Source organism: Chitinophaga sp. 22620 (assembly GCF_052044405.1).
GTDB lineage: Bacteria > Bacteroidota > Bacteroidia > Chitinophagales > Chitinophagaceae > Chitinophaga.
In genome coordinates, this window is sequence record NZ_JBQEMV010000001.1 from 379258 (window position 1) to 394396 (window position 15139).

The following is a 15139-nucleotide window of genomic DNA, read 5'->3' on the forward strand; positions in this document are numbered from 1 at the left end:
ATAATTACCTAATTTTGATGTTCTATGCATCAAACAGATTTCCTGGTAGTAGGCTCAGGAATTGCAGGGCTCACGTATGCCCTGAAAGTGGCCGAGCAATGTCCGGATAAAAAGGTAACCATCATTACCAAAACCCGGGAAGACGAAACCAATACCAAATATGCACAGGGCGGCGTAGCCGTGGTGAATGACCTGGAGAACGACAGCTTTGAAAAGCACATCGAAGATACCCTGATCGCGGGAGACGGCCTCTGCAACGAACAGGTGGTGGAGATCGTGGTGAAAGAAGGCCCGGACCGGGTGAATGAGCTTATCTCCTGGGGCGCCCAGTTCGACAAATCGCCTGACGGCGACTATGCCCTCGGCAAAGAAGGCGGGCATTCCGAGTTCCGCGTCATCCACCACAAAGACGTGACGGGCCGCGAAATAGAACGCGCCCTGCTCGAAGCCGTCCGCCGCAAAAAAAATATTGAACTGATCACCCACTGCTTCGTGGTGGAACTGATCACCCAGCACCACCTGGGTTACCTGGTTACAAAATCCACGCAGGACATTGAGTGTTACGGCATCTACGTCCTCAATCTCAAGACCAACAAGATAGAAAAGATATTGTCGCGGCTCACGCTGCTGGCCACCGGCGGCAACGGGCAGGTATACCGCACCACCACCAATCCCGTGATAGCCACGGGCGACGGCGTGGCCATGGTTTACCGCGCAAAGGGCAGGATCGAGAACATGGAGTTCATCCAGTTCCACCCCACCGCCCTCTACCAGCCCGGCGAAAGCCCTTCGTTCCTCATCACCGAAGCCGTGCGCGGCGACGGCGGCATCCTGCGCAACAAGAACGGGGAAGACTTCATGCACAAATATGATGAGCGCCTCAGCCTCGCCCCCCGCGATATTGTGGCCCGCGCGATAGACAGTGAAATGAAGATCACCGGTACCGAACATGTGTATCTCGATTGCCGGCATATGGACATGGAGAAGTTCATTCATCACTTCCCGAACATCTACGAAAAGTGCAAATCCATAGGCATAGACGTTAGCAGGGATATGATACCCGTGGCCCCGGCCGCGCACTACAGCTGCGGCGGCATTAAGACCGACGAGCACGGCCATACTTCCATCCGCAACCTGTACGCAGCCGGCGAATGCGCCAGCACAGGGCTTCACGGGGCAAACCGCCTCGCTTCCAACTCCCTGCTGGAAGCCATGGTATTCGCCCACCGTTGTTACCTGGATGCGGTGAAAGTGATAGATACCATCAGGCTGAAAGAAAATGTGCCGGACTGGAATACCCTGGGTACCACCGCTCCCCGCGAAATGATCCTCATTACGCAAAGCCTTAAAGAGCTGAAGCAGATCATGAGCGACTACGTGGGCATCGTGCGCACCAATGTGCGTTTGGAGCGCGCTATGCGCAGGCTGGACATACTGCATCTCGAAACGGAAGCCCTGTATAAGGAAACCGCCGTATCACCTCAGCTTTGCGAACTGCGCAACCTTATCACGGCGGGGTACCTCATCGTGAAAGGGGCGGCCTTCCGCAAAGAAAGCAGGGGCCTGCATTACAACACCGATTATCCATACAAAAGCGACCTCGTCGAAAATATTATCCTGTAGGGTACTTAAAGAGAAAGCGATCCATGTATTATATTTTACTGGCATTCTGTTACGGCGTTTCCATCCTTCCCCTGTGGCTGCTTTATTTCATCAGCGACGGGCTGTACGTGCTCGTGTACCATATACTCGGGTACCGCCGCAAAGTGGTGCTGGAAAACCTTCGCCAGGCATTCCCCGAAAAAACAGACAAAGAGCGCAGGCTGCTGGCCCGCAAATACTACCGCAACCTGACGGATATGATGGTGGAAACCATCAAGCTGCTTACCATGAGCAGCAAATCGCTGAACAAACGTTTTGACTGTGACCTTTCCGTTTTTCATAAGATCTATGCGGAAGGCCGGAGCGTGCAGCTCCACCTGGGCCATAATTTCAACTGGGAATGGGCGAACCTTTTTGCCAAGAACGGCGTGCAGTTTCCTTTCCTCGTTGTGTTCATGCCCATCAGCAATTCCGCGGTAAACCGCATGTTCAGGCACTTCCGCGAGAAATTCGGTTCAGTGATGATACCTGCCAACGATATGCGCAACGGTATGGCTCCCTGGATCGGGAAACAATACCTGCTGGGCCTGGTGGCGGACCAGAACCCAGGCAACCCGCGCCGCTGCTACTGGTACCCTTTCCTCAATAAGATGACCGCTTTCTACAAAGGCCCTGAAATGAGCGCGCGCCGTTACAACATCCCTGTGGTATTTGGCGATATCCGGAAAGTGCGGAGAGGTTATTACAAAGCAAAGCTTACCCTCGCGTTCGAAAACCCGATCAACGAGCCGGAAGGCCGCGTCACCGAAGCGTTTGTACAGTTCCTTGAGCGGAACATCCGCGAGCAGCCGGAAGTATGGGTGTGGAGCCACCGCCGCTGGAAACATGAGTATAAGGATGAGTATGCGTTTGAGAACGGCGGCGAAGACTACCCGCGCTGAAAGACATAAAAAACCCCGGCCATTGCGGCCGGGGTTTTACTTTTTATGACTCAGACAAGGTTATGCCGAAGGTATTTTCAGTTTCCAGCCCGGCTGGATCATATCAGGATCTTTTATCTTGTCTTTATTCGCTTCAAAGATCTTTTGCCAGGTAAGGCCGGGGTATTTCTTCGCGATCTTGCTGAGGTTATCGCCCGCCTGTACTTCATATTCCTGTTCGGCGCCTTCGGCCAGGGATATGTTCAGCACAAGATCTCCCGCGCGCATTTCCGGGTCCAGTTTTTCGTAGATGCCCCAGAGCTGGTCTTTTACCGCTGAAGATGGCGCTGTGCCGGTTACATACAGCACGCCGTTCTGTTCCGCTACCTGCAGGCTGCTAACGCCGCCGGTGTTGGCTGCCTGAACGAGTTCTGCGTATTTATCTTGTAATGCCATGATCGTACTTTTTTAAGGTTAATGGTGGATTGAAAAGCCGTGACTATTGCAGGGTGAGTTTGTTGTTCACCTTTTTGGGCTTGGCTTCATTGGCCGCCTGCATCACTTTGCGGAGGTCCGCTTTTTTGATGGTGCCGGTGAGGGTCACTTCGCCGTTCGCAATGGTAGCGGTTACCCCGGTAATGCCCGCTGCATTAATGGAAGAATCCACGCTGGATTTGAGCACATCGTCCGGGTTAATGGATACCGGCGGGGCGGGCGGAGGAGGCGGGGTGAGCATAACGTTGTTCACAACGGATTTAACGCCTTTTACGCTTTTGGCTGCGTCTTCAGCTGCGGTTTTGGCTGCATCGTCCATCACTTCTCCACTGAGGGTGGCAACACCTCCCTTTACTTCGGCTATCACACCCGGCGAAGCGGTAGACAGCTTGTCGTTCACTTCCTTCTGGAGTTTTGCATCGCTTGGCTTACAAGCATAAAGGAACACGCCTATCCCCAACAGGAAGGCGAGCAAAATGGGTTTGCGTTGTTTCATATGATTAGAATTTTATAGGAATTTAGCCAATTCCGGGCTAAACGACAATTATTTTTTCGTTTAATTAATTGTTAAGCAATTATTTATGCAATAGTAAATAATAAATGTAAGTGTAAAACTTTATATGTGTTTAAACCGCAAACTATATAACGAAGTATGACAAACCATGGCAAAGGCAGCAGCATAACCGCAGCCAACGAGCTTGCGTGCGCATGTTGGCAATGATGAAAATGTGGTTGGTCCCATTAACATTTGATTCCGCATGGAAATAAAAAACGCCGGAGCAATGCCCCGGCGTTCGGTATCGTCTGGAAAAGCTTAGTTCAGGATGTTCTTCTCCTGCACCGTTGTCAGCCCTTCCTGGTCTTTCATTTTGCCGTATCCGCCGTTCACATTGCGGAGGTTGTGAATGCCTTCCCGTTTCATGATGGAACAGGCTATAACGCTGCGGTAACCGCCCTGGCAGTGAACGTAGAGGTTCATGTGATCGTCCAGGTCCGCGAGGGTGCCGGGATCGGTCATTTCACCGAGTGTGATGTTGATGGCGTTCTTAATATGCCCGTCCGCATACTCTGCGGGCTTGCGCACGTCCACCACTACCAGGTTCGGATCGTGGGGAATGTCCATCGCCAGTTCATCGGGATCCACGGAAATGACCAGGTCGATCTTTTCACCGGCAGCCTGCCAGGCTTCATAACCGCCTTCCAGGTAACCTTCCACCTTATCGAAACCAACACGGGCCAGCCTTACGATCGTTTCTTCTTCCTGCCCGGCCGCCGTTACCAGCAGCATGGGCTGGTTAAAAGGCAGCAGGCTTCCCGCCCATTCCGCGAAGCGGCCTTCCAGGCCGATGCTGATAGAACCGGGCACAAAACCTTCCGTAAAAACATTCGCGTTCCGGGTATCCAGTATCACGGCGCCGGCAGCGGCCTTTTCTGAAAAATCTTTTATAGATAAGGGTTTCAGGCTTCTTTCCATGATGGTGTTCATCGCGTCGTAACCTTCTTTATTGATCTGCGCGTTGATGGGGAAATACTGCGGAGGCGCAGCCAGCCCTTCGGTCACCTGTTTGATGAAATCCGCCTTGTCTTCTGCCAGCAGCGCATAATTGCCGCGCTTTTCGTCGCCAATGGTGCTGTAAGTATTGGGACCGAGATTTTTGCCGCACGCGGAGCCCGGGCCATGCGCGGGATACACGGTTACATGATCGGGCAGGGTCTTGATCTTGTTCTTCAGCGATTCGAACAGGTAGCCTGCAAGTTCTTCCTTGCTGAGGCTCCCGCTGAAGAGGTCCGGCCGACCCACATCCCCGACAAATAAAGTATCGCCGGTGAAAATCGCGTTAGGCTCCCCTTTCTCATCCAGCAGCAGATAGCAGGTAGATTCCATGGTGTGGCCCGGCGTGTGCAGGGCTTTTATGGTCACCTTCCCTATTTTAAAATCCTCTCCGTCTTTGGCTATATGCACGGGGAAGCTGGTCACCGTCTCGGGACCATACACGATAGGCGCTTTGGTGGCTGCCGCAAGGTCCAGGTGGCCGGAAACAAAATCCGCGTGAAAATGTGTTTCGAAAATATATTTGATGGAGGCGTTCCTTTCATGCGCAAGCTCCAGGTAAGGCTCGATGTCTCTCAGCGGGTCTATGATAGCGGCTTCCCCTTCGGACTCTATGTAATATGCTGCTTCCGATAAGCAACCTGTATACAACTGCTTAATGAACATAATGGTTTTTGATTTTGGCAAAAATACGAAGAAGTTTTTCAACGGCCGATGACGGTTGTCAGCGCCCGGTCAAACTGTTGCCCGGTAGGATAAGGGGGATAAAAGGGCATAAAAAAGACTGTCTTCCCCGGAGGAGAAGACAGTCAGTTTCAGTATGGTGCAGGGCCTCTCTTCAGGCCACTTTTTTGGAAAAAGATTGTAGATGGATTATCCCACCAGTTCTTCGACAAACTTAGCTACTTCGGCAATACGCTGCTTGTTGATGGTATAGTGGATAAACTTACCGTCTCTTTCGGTAATCACGATGCCCGCGCGCCTCAGGATGGCCAGGTGCTGGCTTGCTACAGACTGTTCCAAACGCAGCTTCACATAGATCTCCGTTACAGTCATGCGCTTATGGTCCTCCAGCAGCTTGATCATTTGCTGGCGCAGTTTGTGGTTGATCGCTCTCAACACCATCGCGGCCTTTTTAACGGCAATGTAATCCAATTTGATCTGATCTTTTTCATTGTTACCTCTAGAAATAATAAGAGTATTAGAAGAGGTAGTTAATAATTGTTTTTCCATCGCAAAATAGTTTTTAAAAATAAACGAAATGACAGGGATCAACGGACAGTAAAACGCGATTGTTAGACAACAACCACGGATATTGATTATACAAAATTATAATATCTGTCACAATAAAAAAAATTTCTATACCTTCTTTTTTAATATATAATTCGGAATATGCCCCTTTTTTCCACAATTTGACGCTCGCATGACATTTCCGGGCGCGTTTTACTGTCCATACTGCCGTTCTCAGATTATAACGCGTTTCAATGCGTAATATGATGCGGCGAAATGCTAAAAATCTGCTAAAAAAATGGAGGATGTTATTGTTTTCCGGGGTGGAAGAAGGCTTTGAGATAGTGCGGAGCGAAGTACGCCACATCCTGGAAATCCTTGCTGGCAAAGGCTTTCTCGGCCAAAGGTATCATATGTGCGGCGGAAATCTGATAGGGGGGAAAAATGGCATTTGTAGGCGATCCTAACAATTCTTGCCATTTGGGGGCACCGTCACCGAAGAAAAATGTCGTTTTCTGCCCTAAAAGGGCACTGAATGCATGCGGTGAAAGTACCATCGCCTGCGGAGGCATTTCGGCCTGTAATGTATTGTTATACACCGCGGTAAACACTTCCATCCGCCGCGCATCGATCATGGGAACGTACCAGGCATCCTGCGGGTATTCCGCCTGCAACCCCGAGGCCATCATTTGTAAAGTGGATATTGCGATCAGCGGTTTTTTCCAGGCATAGCATAATCCTTTTACGGTGGCGGCGCCCACACGCAGACCGGTATATGAACCGGGGCCGGCGCTCACCGCAATGGCGTCCAGCTCTTCGTGCCTGATGCCGTGGCCGGCAAGCAGGCGCTGGATGAACAGGCCTGCCGTTGCGGCATGGTCTTTCTGGTCTGCATTGTGCAAGGTCTCAAGCTCTTCCCCATCCCTCGAAAGGCATACGGAGCCCAGCGCGGTGGCTGTGTCGATATGTAAGATCAGTGCCAAACTATAATTCTTTTAGAACGGCAGCGCCTCGTATTCCTCCCGCAGCAGCGGGCTGGGTTGGTAACGTTCGTTGCCGGTTTCCTGGTAAACGGCCTGCAGTATTTCGTATACGTTGCGCAGGCCTATTTTCTTGCTCCATTCAAAAGGGCCGAAAGGATAATTGGTGCCCAGTTTCATGGATGTATCAATGTCTTCCCGCGAAGCGGTGCCTTCCGCCGCGGTAAAATAGGCTTCGTTGATGATCATGGATACCACCCTCGGCGTTACCATCCCCGTTGCGGCTTTCACCAGCTGGTAATCCCATCCCAGCGCTTTCATCAGCTCATCAAACTTTTCACCATCACCGGTTGCGGATAATGCAGTTTCCAGCGGGTTCATGCCCATGAAGCCGGGCAGCCAGTTTGCCGCATAAATATGCGGGTACTGTTCCCATACTGGAGGCGATAGTTTCACGAGGCAGCCCAGCACGGGCACCTCCGGCTTCATTGCATAGAGCATAAGGTTCTCCGGCCGCTCGTCCAGCGAAAGGTCTATCACCAGGTCCGTTTCGCTGCTGATAAGCTGCAGTTCCGGCTCCCAGGTGCAATTGTGGCCCCCGGTGCTGCGGGCAGCGCGGAAGGCTTCCCAGCGCGTGGCTTCGCCTGTTACGAGGATGTCCATACGGTCTATTTAACAGCGATCATGGAAATCTCAACATTCACGCCTTTTGGCAAAGCCGTTACCTGCACGGTTTCGCGGGTGGGGAAGTAGCCGGAGAAATATTTTCCGTACACTTCGTTGATCTGCGAAAAATCATTCATATCCGTAATAAAAATAGTGCTCTTTACCACGTCTGAGAACTCCATGCCGGCTTCCGTCAGGATGTTCCGCAGGTTCTGCATCACGCGGTGCGTTTCGGTGATGATATCATCTTTCTCCAGCTGCCCGGTTTCAGGGTTTATGGCTATCTGCCCTGAAATGAACAGCATGTTGCCGGCTTTCACGGCCTGGTTGTACGGCCCGATAGGCGCCGGGGCATTATTGGTGTTGATGATCAGTTTTTCCATATGCGGAAAAAATAAGATTTTAGATACGCAAATTGCTTATATTAGCATTATAGTGTCAACCAAAGAAGCACCGTATCCCGCAACATTATCCGCACGGTTATGTATGTCAAAACCCAGTATGGTCTTTCATTAAACGGCGCATGGAAAATGCAGCTCAGCCTTTATGCCGGCTGGATTGCCGGTGCCGGCCTTCTTTATTTTTTTACCGGCAGCGACCTTTTGCTGTACACTTCCCTGCTCATCACTATTCACCTGCTCAGCGGCATCAGCGTTATTCTTTGCACGCTCATCAATAAAAAGGATAATTTCCGGCTCATCCCGAAGATCAATATTTCAGTGGAAACCTTCCTGATGGCATTCTCCATGGCGCTTGCGCTGGTAATGGTGAAAGACGGGCTCGGCTACCTGCTGCCCCTCCCTGCCTGGCCCGAACTGTCATTTACCTCCATCCACACCGGCTCCGGCTATATGATCATTGTATCGGTAATGCTGACCGCTTTTATGGAAGAGCTGCTGTTCCGCGGCATTATTATGGAAGCCTTGCTGCACCGGTACTCCGGCGGCGTGGCCCTGCTGCAAAGCTCGCTGCTTTTTATGCTGGCCCATCCCGATCCCGCGCAAATGCCGGGCACCTTCCTGCTCGGGCTGCTCACGGGCATATTCTACCTCCGCTTTCGCGACCTCTGCTCCTGCTTCCTCATACACCTTACACATAACGTTGCAGCCGCCCTGCTTATTTCGGCGGGCACATTCCAGTTCATGGCAGCGTCGCCGGTGATGTACACGATGATCATCGCAGGATGCGTGGTGGTGCTCACGGCAGGTTATTTCATGCTCAGGAAACTTACTCCCGCCGCGGCCAAACCGCTGCCGGAAAAGATCCGCCCGAAAGCCGTGCTGCTGACCAAATAAGAAAGCAAGGAACGCAAAGCCGCTTATCATCGACCAAAAGCCGCCCCAGGCAAAGCAATGCAGTGTTGCAAACCGCTTATCATTGACCAAATAACAATTTCGCCAGCTTGGCGTCGTGGCCGTATACGTCGTCGCGGAAATTGAGCCGGCCCTGGCTGTCTACCCAGGCAGTGAAATACCCGATGTACACGGGAAGCTTCGTCTTCAGCGTGACATACTTTTCTTTGCCCGCGTTCATGGCGGCGTCTATCTTCTGTTCCGTCCAGCTGGAGTCTTTCCGCAGCACCCATTGCGCCAGGCGTTTGGGCTCCGATACGCGGATGCAGCCGTGGCTGAAGGAACGTTTGGCTTCGTTGAAAAGGTTTTTGGCCGGGGTGTCGTGCAGGTAGATGTTGTATTCGTTCGGGAAAAGGAATTTCACTTTGCCGAGGGAGTTGCTGGGCCCGGGTTTCTGCCGCACGCTAATATTGTTGCCGCTGCCGGTCATCTCCATGTTATGCCTCCGCAGGTACGCGCTGCCGCTTTTGCGGATGCCGGGCAGCACTTCTTTTTTGAGGATGCCGGGCGGCACATTCCAGTAAGGGCTGAACACTACGTACTGCATTTCTTTGCTGAAGATCACCGTGCTGGCGCCGGGTGTGCCCACCACCACGTTGCAGCTCCAGGCCAGCTTACCGTCTTCATATGCATGCAGCCGGAACTCGGGGATGTTCACCAGGATGTAATCCGTCGTCACTTCCACAGGCACCCAGCGCAGGCGCTCCATGTTGAGCAACAGCTGGTGCATGTAGTGCTGCAGCGGGCGGTTCAGCGCATCCACGGTTTGCTGGCGGATAATGCCGTCCGGCTTGTGGCCCATGCGGGCCTGGTAATTGCGCAAAGCGGAATCCAGCAGGGGCGTGAACTTCGTAGTAGTGTCTTTTTCTTTATAATCACCGTAAAGCGCCAGGCGCGATTTTACGGCGGCGATCACATCGGAGGAATCGCCGGATTTGAATGTTTTCTTTTTATCCGCCAGCCTGATGGAATCATGCTGCGGATACTTTTTCACGAAGTCGCCCATTTTAGTAAGCTCGTCGCGGAGCAGCTTGTACTGGCGGTTCACAGGCTCTGTTGAGGCCAGCGCTTTCCTCGGGTTGCGGACGATCGAGTCCAGCAGGCTTTCCACGTTGATCTTTTTGCGGGGGATGAACCACTCCAGGTCTTTGGCATTGTCGCTGGTCATGCCCCCCCATACCTTATTCGCATATACGAAAAACTGCCCGGTGAGGCTCAGCTCTGCAACGGATACGATGGTATCCCTTCGGTTGAGGCTGTCGCCCATCAGCGCGATGGAATCGTAGAGGGCGCTCACGCGGCTGTTGTTCAGCGTGCTGTCTTTGATGCCGCTTTCCGCATCCTGGCGCATCATGTTCAGCAGGCCGCCGGCCTGTTCGGTGATGCCTTCTTCGTTGATCCATGCATAGTGGAAATCGCGTTTGCGGTAAAAGTCTTTGATCAGTTCGCTGTAGGGCCCGAATTCCGCATGCCGGGCAAGGAAGTCGCCAACCTGGTTGCTGTCCAGCGCCTGGGCGATGTATTCCTCTTTGGTGTAGTGCGTGGTATCGCGGTTGATGGCTTCAGACTTCGATTGTCCGCCTTGTTTACAGGCGGCCAGGGTCAGGACGGCGAATGCGGGCAGCAGGTATTTTTTCAGCATAGAAACGGAGTGGTTTACGAGGTATAACAATTGAATACCGTGTATGTTGAATGGCTATCAACAATTCAGCAACAATCATGCAAAAGGGCGTACCATTTGTCTGGCACGCCCCTTTTGCAATATCTTTTTTTACAATTTGATCTCTTCGTCGTTGGCGTCAAAGAAGTGGTATTCCGTGAGGTGATAGTTGGAATCCGCCCGCAGCTTGATCCATTTTTTGTGGGCGAAGTACCATTTCCACTGGCGGCTCCGCAGCCAGCCTTTGGTGAGGAAGGCGTACAATATCGGGTGCATGCGGATGGTGAGGCCTTTGTGCTGGTGGTTGAGCAGGTACAGGAGGTTCTTTTCGATGTCCTCAACGATCAGCATGGAAGCGCCTATTTTGCCGGTGCCTTTACAGGCCGGGCAATCTTCGGCCACGGAAATGGTGATCTCCGGTTTCACGCGCTGGCGGGTGATCTGCATCAGGCCGAACTTGGAAATGGGCAGGATGGTGTGTTTGGCCCTGTCCGGCGCCATGAACCGCTCCATGGCTTCGTACACCGTTTTTTTGTTCTCCGGCAGCTTCATATCGATGAAATCGATGATGATGATGCCGCCCAGGTCGCGCAGGCGCAGCTGGCGCGCGATCTCTGCCGCTGCTTCCAGGTTGGAGGCGAGGGCGTTCTGCTCCTGGTTGTTGCTGGAACTTTTATAGCCGCTGTTCACGTCTATCACATGCAGGGCTTCGGTGGCTTCGATAATGAGGTACACCCCGCTGTCCAGGTTCACGGTTTTACCGAACGACGCCTTTACCTGGCGGGTAACGCCAAAATGGTCGAAGATGGGGGCGCCGTTGTGGTAATAGGTCACGATGTCCTGCTTTTCCGGCGCGATCTTCTGGATATACGTCTTGGTGTCCGTATAAATATTTTTATCATTGATCACGATGCGGTTGAAGCTTTCGTTGAGCAGGTCGCGCAGGATGCTGGTAGTCTTGGTCTGCTCGCTGAGTATCTTTTGCGGGGCCTGGCCGTTGCGCAGGTTCTCCTGGATGGTTTTCCAGGTGTTCACCAGGGTGGTCAGGTCTTCGTGCAGTTCGGCGGTTTTCTTTCCTTCGGCGGCGGTGCGTACGATCACCCCGAAATTGGGCGGTTTGATGGCCTCTACGATCTTCTGCAACCGCTTCCTTTCCTCCGATGAATGTATCTTTTTGGATACAGCCACAATATTGTTGAAGGGGGTGATAACGATGAACCGGCCCGGCAGGGATATTTCGCAGCTGAGCCTGGGTCCTTTGGAAGAAATGGGTTCTTTGAGGATCTGTACGAGTATGTTGGGTTTACCGCCGAGCACTTCGGTGATCTTGCCTGTCTTTATGATCTCCGGTTCATTTTTGAATTTCCCGAAATCGAACGATTCGGATTTATCCGAAATGGATTGTTGGGTGAACTTTAAGAGAGACCGGATGTAGGGGCTGAGATCAGTATAGTGGAGGAAGGCGTCTTTTTCGAAGCCTACATCTACAAAGGCCGCGTTGAGGCCGGGAATGAGTTTCTTTACTTTGCCCAAATAAAGGTCCCCTACCGCAAAATTAGGATTGCCGCTTTCATGATGCAGCTCCACTAACTTCTTATCTTCCAGCAATGCAATTTCCACACCGGATGGTGCTGCATTTATAATCAATTCCTTATTCAAGCGTCAAAATTTTATCCATAAATACTTCACTTTAGTGCACCCGCAGTGTTAACACGGGAATACAACATGCCCAAATGAGAGGCCGGAATCTGGGACCGGCGATTCACTACGAGGAGAGGATTGTGCAAAGGGTTCAGTGATATACAGGATAAGTTCCGGAATCTGTAGGCCGGACTACGAAAACAACCTGCATGACTTTAGCAATTTAACAATTAAAGCTAAAATCATGCAGGATCGCTTAAAAAAATTTATCGTGTCGGGCCCTACCGTCTACTTATACCTGTTAGTATAAATGGCGGGGAAACAGGAGAATTATTTCTTACCTTTCTTATGACGGTTTTTTCTCAACCTTTTTTTGCGTTTGTGGGTTGCGATTTTATGTCTTTTTCTTTTCTTTCCGCAGGGCATACCTTTTTACGTTTTTAATGTTTTATAATATTATTACTTAATGCTCTTTATATACTCGTCTATCTCAGCGGCCAGGGCCGGATCTTTGATCAGCTTGCGGCATTGACGGAGAAGATCTATTGCTTTATCGTTCTCGCCTTTGCTCTGATGGGCCACTGCCAGCAGGAACATGGCTTTCGGCTCATCGGGCTTGCGTTCCAGCACTTTTTCCATGCGTTCGATCGCTTTGTCGAACTGGCCGGAGGTGATACTGAAGTTGGCCAAAGTAAGCTGAGCGTCCAGGAAATCCGGGTTCCGCTCCGCTACTTCCCTCAGAATGCCGATGCCTTCCATGGGCGCCGTGCTATTGCTGATAACAAGCAGCGTACCTTTCTTTACTTTCAGCGTGTCATTGTTTGGTTCAAGCGCGATAGCCCTGTCAAGCAACTCAAGGGCCTTGCCGGCCTCCCACTGTCTTACGCCCGCGTCCTGCGTGTGCGAGAGATGATCTAAAAATAAATTGGCTGCAAAGGTGAGGCTTTTTCCCGAATTTTCCAACTTAGCGGCTTCGGCGGCATAATGCGCAGCGATGGGGAGCTCGTTCAGATTGTCCCAGATAGTGTACAATTGCCGGTAAGCGGTGATCTGCTGGGTCTGGACATCACCGCGTACGACAGTATTTTCAAGCCCGGTAATTTCCACGAGCTTGTCTGCAGGCACTTTTTCCTTGGCCTTTTTGAGCAGATCATTAAAATCGGCAGCCTTAGCGCCCGCCATGGGAGCGCCTTCAGCGCTGTGGTCATGACCGGCATGGTCATGCCCCTGCACTTTGGGCGTTATACGGCCAAACGCAAACAGTACCGTAATCACGGCAACAGCAAGGCCAAGAAGGAGTAGTTGATTTCTTTGCACCTAATAAATGTTAGGATGCAAATCTAAGAACTTTTGAGCTTTTTAACTTCTGCTACAAACTCTTTAGATGGCTTAAATGCTGGAATGAAGTGTTCCGGGATCTCCACGGCCACGTTCTTCTTGATGTTACGGCCAATCTTGGCAGCTCTTTTCTTCGTGATAAAGCTACCAAACCCGCGGATGTAGATATGCTCGCCATTTGCTAACGCCTCCTTAACTTCCTTGAACATGGCTTCGAGTGTTACTAACACATCTACTTTGGGGATGCCGGTTTTTTCAGCAATGTTGTTAATCAAATCAGCTTTTCTCATAATGAAGCGGAGGATTACTTGTTTTCCAAAGTTATTAAAAAAAATTTAATTGCTGAATTTTCAAGCAAATAAAATTTATCTTTTTTTGTTATAGATACTGCGTTCTAAAAATACGTTTATTTGTGCTTCCGCTAATGCCTAAATCACTGCAAGTCAGCACTAATAAAGACTTTCAGAACACGAATATATAAAAAAACATCGACATATATAAATTATTTTGACCAAATGACCGATACAAAAAGATTTTTTACTGACCGTATTCTGACCTGGAACCGCTCCCACAACGACCGGAGCATGCCCTGGAAGAACGAAAAAAATCCCTATTTCATCTGGTTATCGGAGATCATCCTGCAGCAAACCCGCGTGGAACAGGGATGGCCTTATTACGAACGTTTCACCGCCGCGTACCCCACCGTGAACGATCTCGCCAAAGCCCCGGAGGAAGAGGTTTTCCGCCTCTGGCAAGGGCTCGGCTACTATGCGCGCTGCAAAAATATGCTCGCCGCCGCCCGCTCCATCGCCGCCGCCGGCAAATTCCCGGACACCTACGAAGGCATTGCCGCACTCAAAGGCGTTGGCGCATATACCGCGGCCGCCATCGCTTCTTTTGCCTACAACCTTCCCCACGCTGTGCTCGACGGAAATGTTTACCGTGTGCTCGCCCGCTATTTTGGCATAGACACGCCCGTGGATACCACCGCTGGCAAAAAACTTTTCACTCTACTGGCCAATGATGTGCTCCCCAAAAACCAGGCTGGCATTTATAATCAGGCGATTATGGATTTCGGGGCGGTAGTCTGCAAACCTCAGCAGCCGCGCTGCAAAACCTGTACGCTCTCGCTCCACTGCGAAGCTTTTCAAAAAGGATTAACAGACCTCGTACCCGTAAAATCCAAAAAATTAGTCGTAAAAAAAAGATATTTCCATTTTTTACTCCTCGAACAGAACGGGAAGATCTGGATCCGCAAACGCACCGCCAAAGACATCTGGCAGAACCTGCACGAATTCCCGCTCGTGGAAACTCCCGCCCCTGCCGGTATTGAAGCCCTCCGCCAAACCCCTGGTTTTCAACGCCTGCTGCCTGGCAAGGCCAAAGCGCTGGAACCCGGCGTGGAACTGAAGCAGCAGCTTACCCATCAAACCATCCATGCCAGCTTCATCCGCTTCAGCCTCTCCCCCGATTTCAGCCTGCCGGAAGATTATATGCTCGTGCCGGCCAACCAGCTGGAGAAATACGCCTTCCCGAAAATCATCACCGATTACCTGAAACGATAGACGACGTGCCGGAACGGCTTTAGTACCATATCATCCTGTAACCTTACCCGTAAGCCTTACCTGTCAATGGAAAAGGTAAAAATTCTATGCCTTGATTTGAAAAAAACATTAACTTTAGTAAGGTTGACCGTGAGATGA

The 15139-nt window shown here is 51.3% G+C and carries 15 protein-coding genes; 4 read left to right on the forward strand and 11 right to left on the reverse strand.

From position 1 onward, the window contains the following. Window positions 1-24: 24 nt before the first annotated feature. Together nadB and ACTJIK_RS01580 are read left to right on the forward strand one after the other, a co-directional pair. On the forward strand, window positions 25-1623 hold the full coding sequence (gene nadB / locus ACTJIK_RS01575) for an L-aspartate oxidase (RefSeq protein WP_440644505.1): 1599 nt from the start codon (window positions 25-27) through the stop codon (window positions 1621-1623). A 23-nt stretch (window positions 1624-1646) separates the two neighbouring features. Next, a complete protein-coding gene (locus tag ACTJIK_RS01580) occupies window positions 1647-2543 on the forward strand; it encodes a lysophospholipid acyltransferase family protein (protein ID WP_440644506.1) in 897 nt (298 codons plus the stop codon). 60 nt (window positions 2544-2603) lie between these two features. Here the strand turns inward: ACTJIK_RS01580 and ACTJIK_RS01585 are convergent, their stop codons facing one another. From ACTJIK_RS01585 to ACTJIK_RS01615, 7 genes are all read right to left on the reverse strand, one after another. Beyond that, the gene (locus ACTJIK_RS01585) at window positions 2604-2978 is read right to left on the reverse strand and encodes a LysM peptidoglycan-binding domain-containing protein (protein ID WP_440644507.1); all 375 of its coding nucleotides are present in this window, start codon (window positions 2976-2978) and stop codon (window positions 2604-2606) included. Between the two features lie 43 nt (window positions 2979-3021). Beyond that, a complete protein-coding gene (locus tag ACTJIK_RS01590) occupies window positions 3022-3513 on the reverse strand; it encodes a BON domain-containing protein (protein WP_440644508.1) in 492 nt (163 codons plus the stop codon). A gap of 318 nt (window positions 3514-3831) precedes the next feature. Next, the gene (locus ACTJIK_RS01595) at window positions 3832-5235 is read right to left on the reverse strand and encodes an MBL fold metallo-hydrolase (protein ID WP_440644509.1); all 1404 of its coding nucleotides are present in this window, start codon (window positions 5233-5235) and stop codon (window positions 3832-3834) included. 207 nt (window positions 5236-5442) lie between these two features. Then, complete coding sequence (locus tag ACTJIK_RS01600; protein ID WP_244173086.1) at window positions 5443-5694, reverse strand: ArsR/SmtB family transcription factor; 252 nt, start codon at window positions 5692-5694, stop codon at window positions 5443-5445. 413 nt (window positions 5695-6107) lie between these two features. After that, entirely contained in the window at window positions 6108-6782 is a 675-nt protein-coding gene (gene tsaB, locus ACTJIK_RS01605) for a tRNA (adenosine(37)-N6)-threonylcarbamoyltransferase complex dimerization subunit type 1 TsaB (RefSeq protein WP_440644510.1), read from the reverse strand. Window positions 6783-6794: 12 nt separating this feature from the next. After that, a complete protein-coding gene (locus tag ACTJIK_RS01610) occupies window positions 6795-7442 on the reverse strand; it encodes a 3-hydroxyacyl-CoA dehydrogenase family protein (RefSeq protein WP_440644511.1) in 648 nt (215 codons plus the stop codon). Between the two features lie 5 nt (window positions 7443-7447). Beyond that, window positions 7448-7828: a RidA family protein gene (locus ACTJIK_RS01615; RefSeq protein ID WP_440644512.1), complete on the reverse strand. Its 381-nt coding sequence runs from the start codon at window positions 7826-7828 to the stop codon at window positions 7448-7450. 99 nt (window positions 7829-7927) lie between these two features. On the opposite strand from ACTJIK_RS01615, the gene ACTJIK_RS01620 reads away from it, so the two are divergent. After that, window positions 7928-8740 (forward strand): lysostaphin resistance A-like protein, encoded by an 813-nt coding sequence (locus tag ACTJIK_RS01620; RefSeq protein WP_440644513.1) that lies wholly within the window; start codon window positions 7928-7930, stop codon window positions 8738-8740. A 79-nt stretch (window positions 8741-8819) separates the two neighbouring features. On the opposite strand, the gene ACTJIK_RS01625 is transcribed toward ACTJIK_RS01620, so the two are convergent. The 4 genes from ACTJIK_RS01625 to ACTJIK_RS01640 all read right to left on the reverse strand — a co-directional run bounded on the left by ACTJIK_RS01625 (window position 8820) and on the right by ACTJIK_RS01640 (window position 13726). Next, window positions 8820-10439, reverse strand: a complete 1620-nt coding sequence (locus ACTJIK_RS01625) for a L,D-transpeptidase family protein (protein ID WP_440644514.1) — start codon at window positions 10437-10439, stop codon at window positions 8820-8822. Between the two features lie 129 nt (window positions 10440-10568). Continuing rightward, a complete protein-coding gene (locus tag ACTJIK_RS01630) occupies window positions 10569-12116 on the reverse strand; it encodes an Rne/Rng family ribonuclease (RefSeq protein ID WP_440644515.1) in 1548 nt (515 codons plus the stop codon). Between the two features lie 441 nt (window positions 12117-12557). Continuing rightward, window positions 12558-13415, reverse strand: coding sequence for a tetratricopeptide repeat protein (locus tag ACTJIK_RS01635; protein WP_440644516.1), 858 nt, complete (start codon window positions 13413-13415; stop codon window positions 12558-12560). 23 nt (window positions 13416-13438) lie between these two features. Beyond that, complete coding sequence (locus tag ACTJIK_RS01640; RefSeq protein WP_073084475.1) at window positions 13439-13726, reverse strand: HU family DNA-binding protein; 288 nt, start codon at window positions 13724-13726, stop codon at window positions 13439-13441. 225 nt (window positions 13727-13951) lie between these two features. On the opposite strand from ACTJIK_RS01640, the gene mutY reads away from it, so the two are divergent. Beyond that, window positions 13952-15001, forward strand: coding sequence for an A/G-specific adenine glycosylase (gene mutY / locus ACTJIK_RS01645; protein ID WP_440644518.1), 1050 nt, complete (start codon window positions 13952-13954; stop codon window positions 14999-15001). Window positions 15002-15139 lie beyond the last annotated feature (138 nt).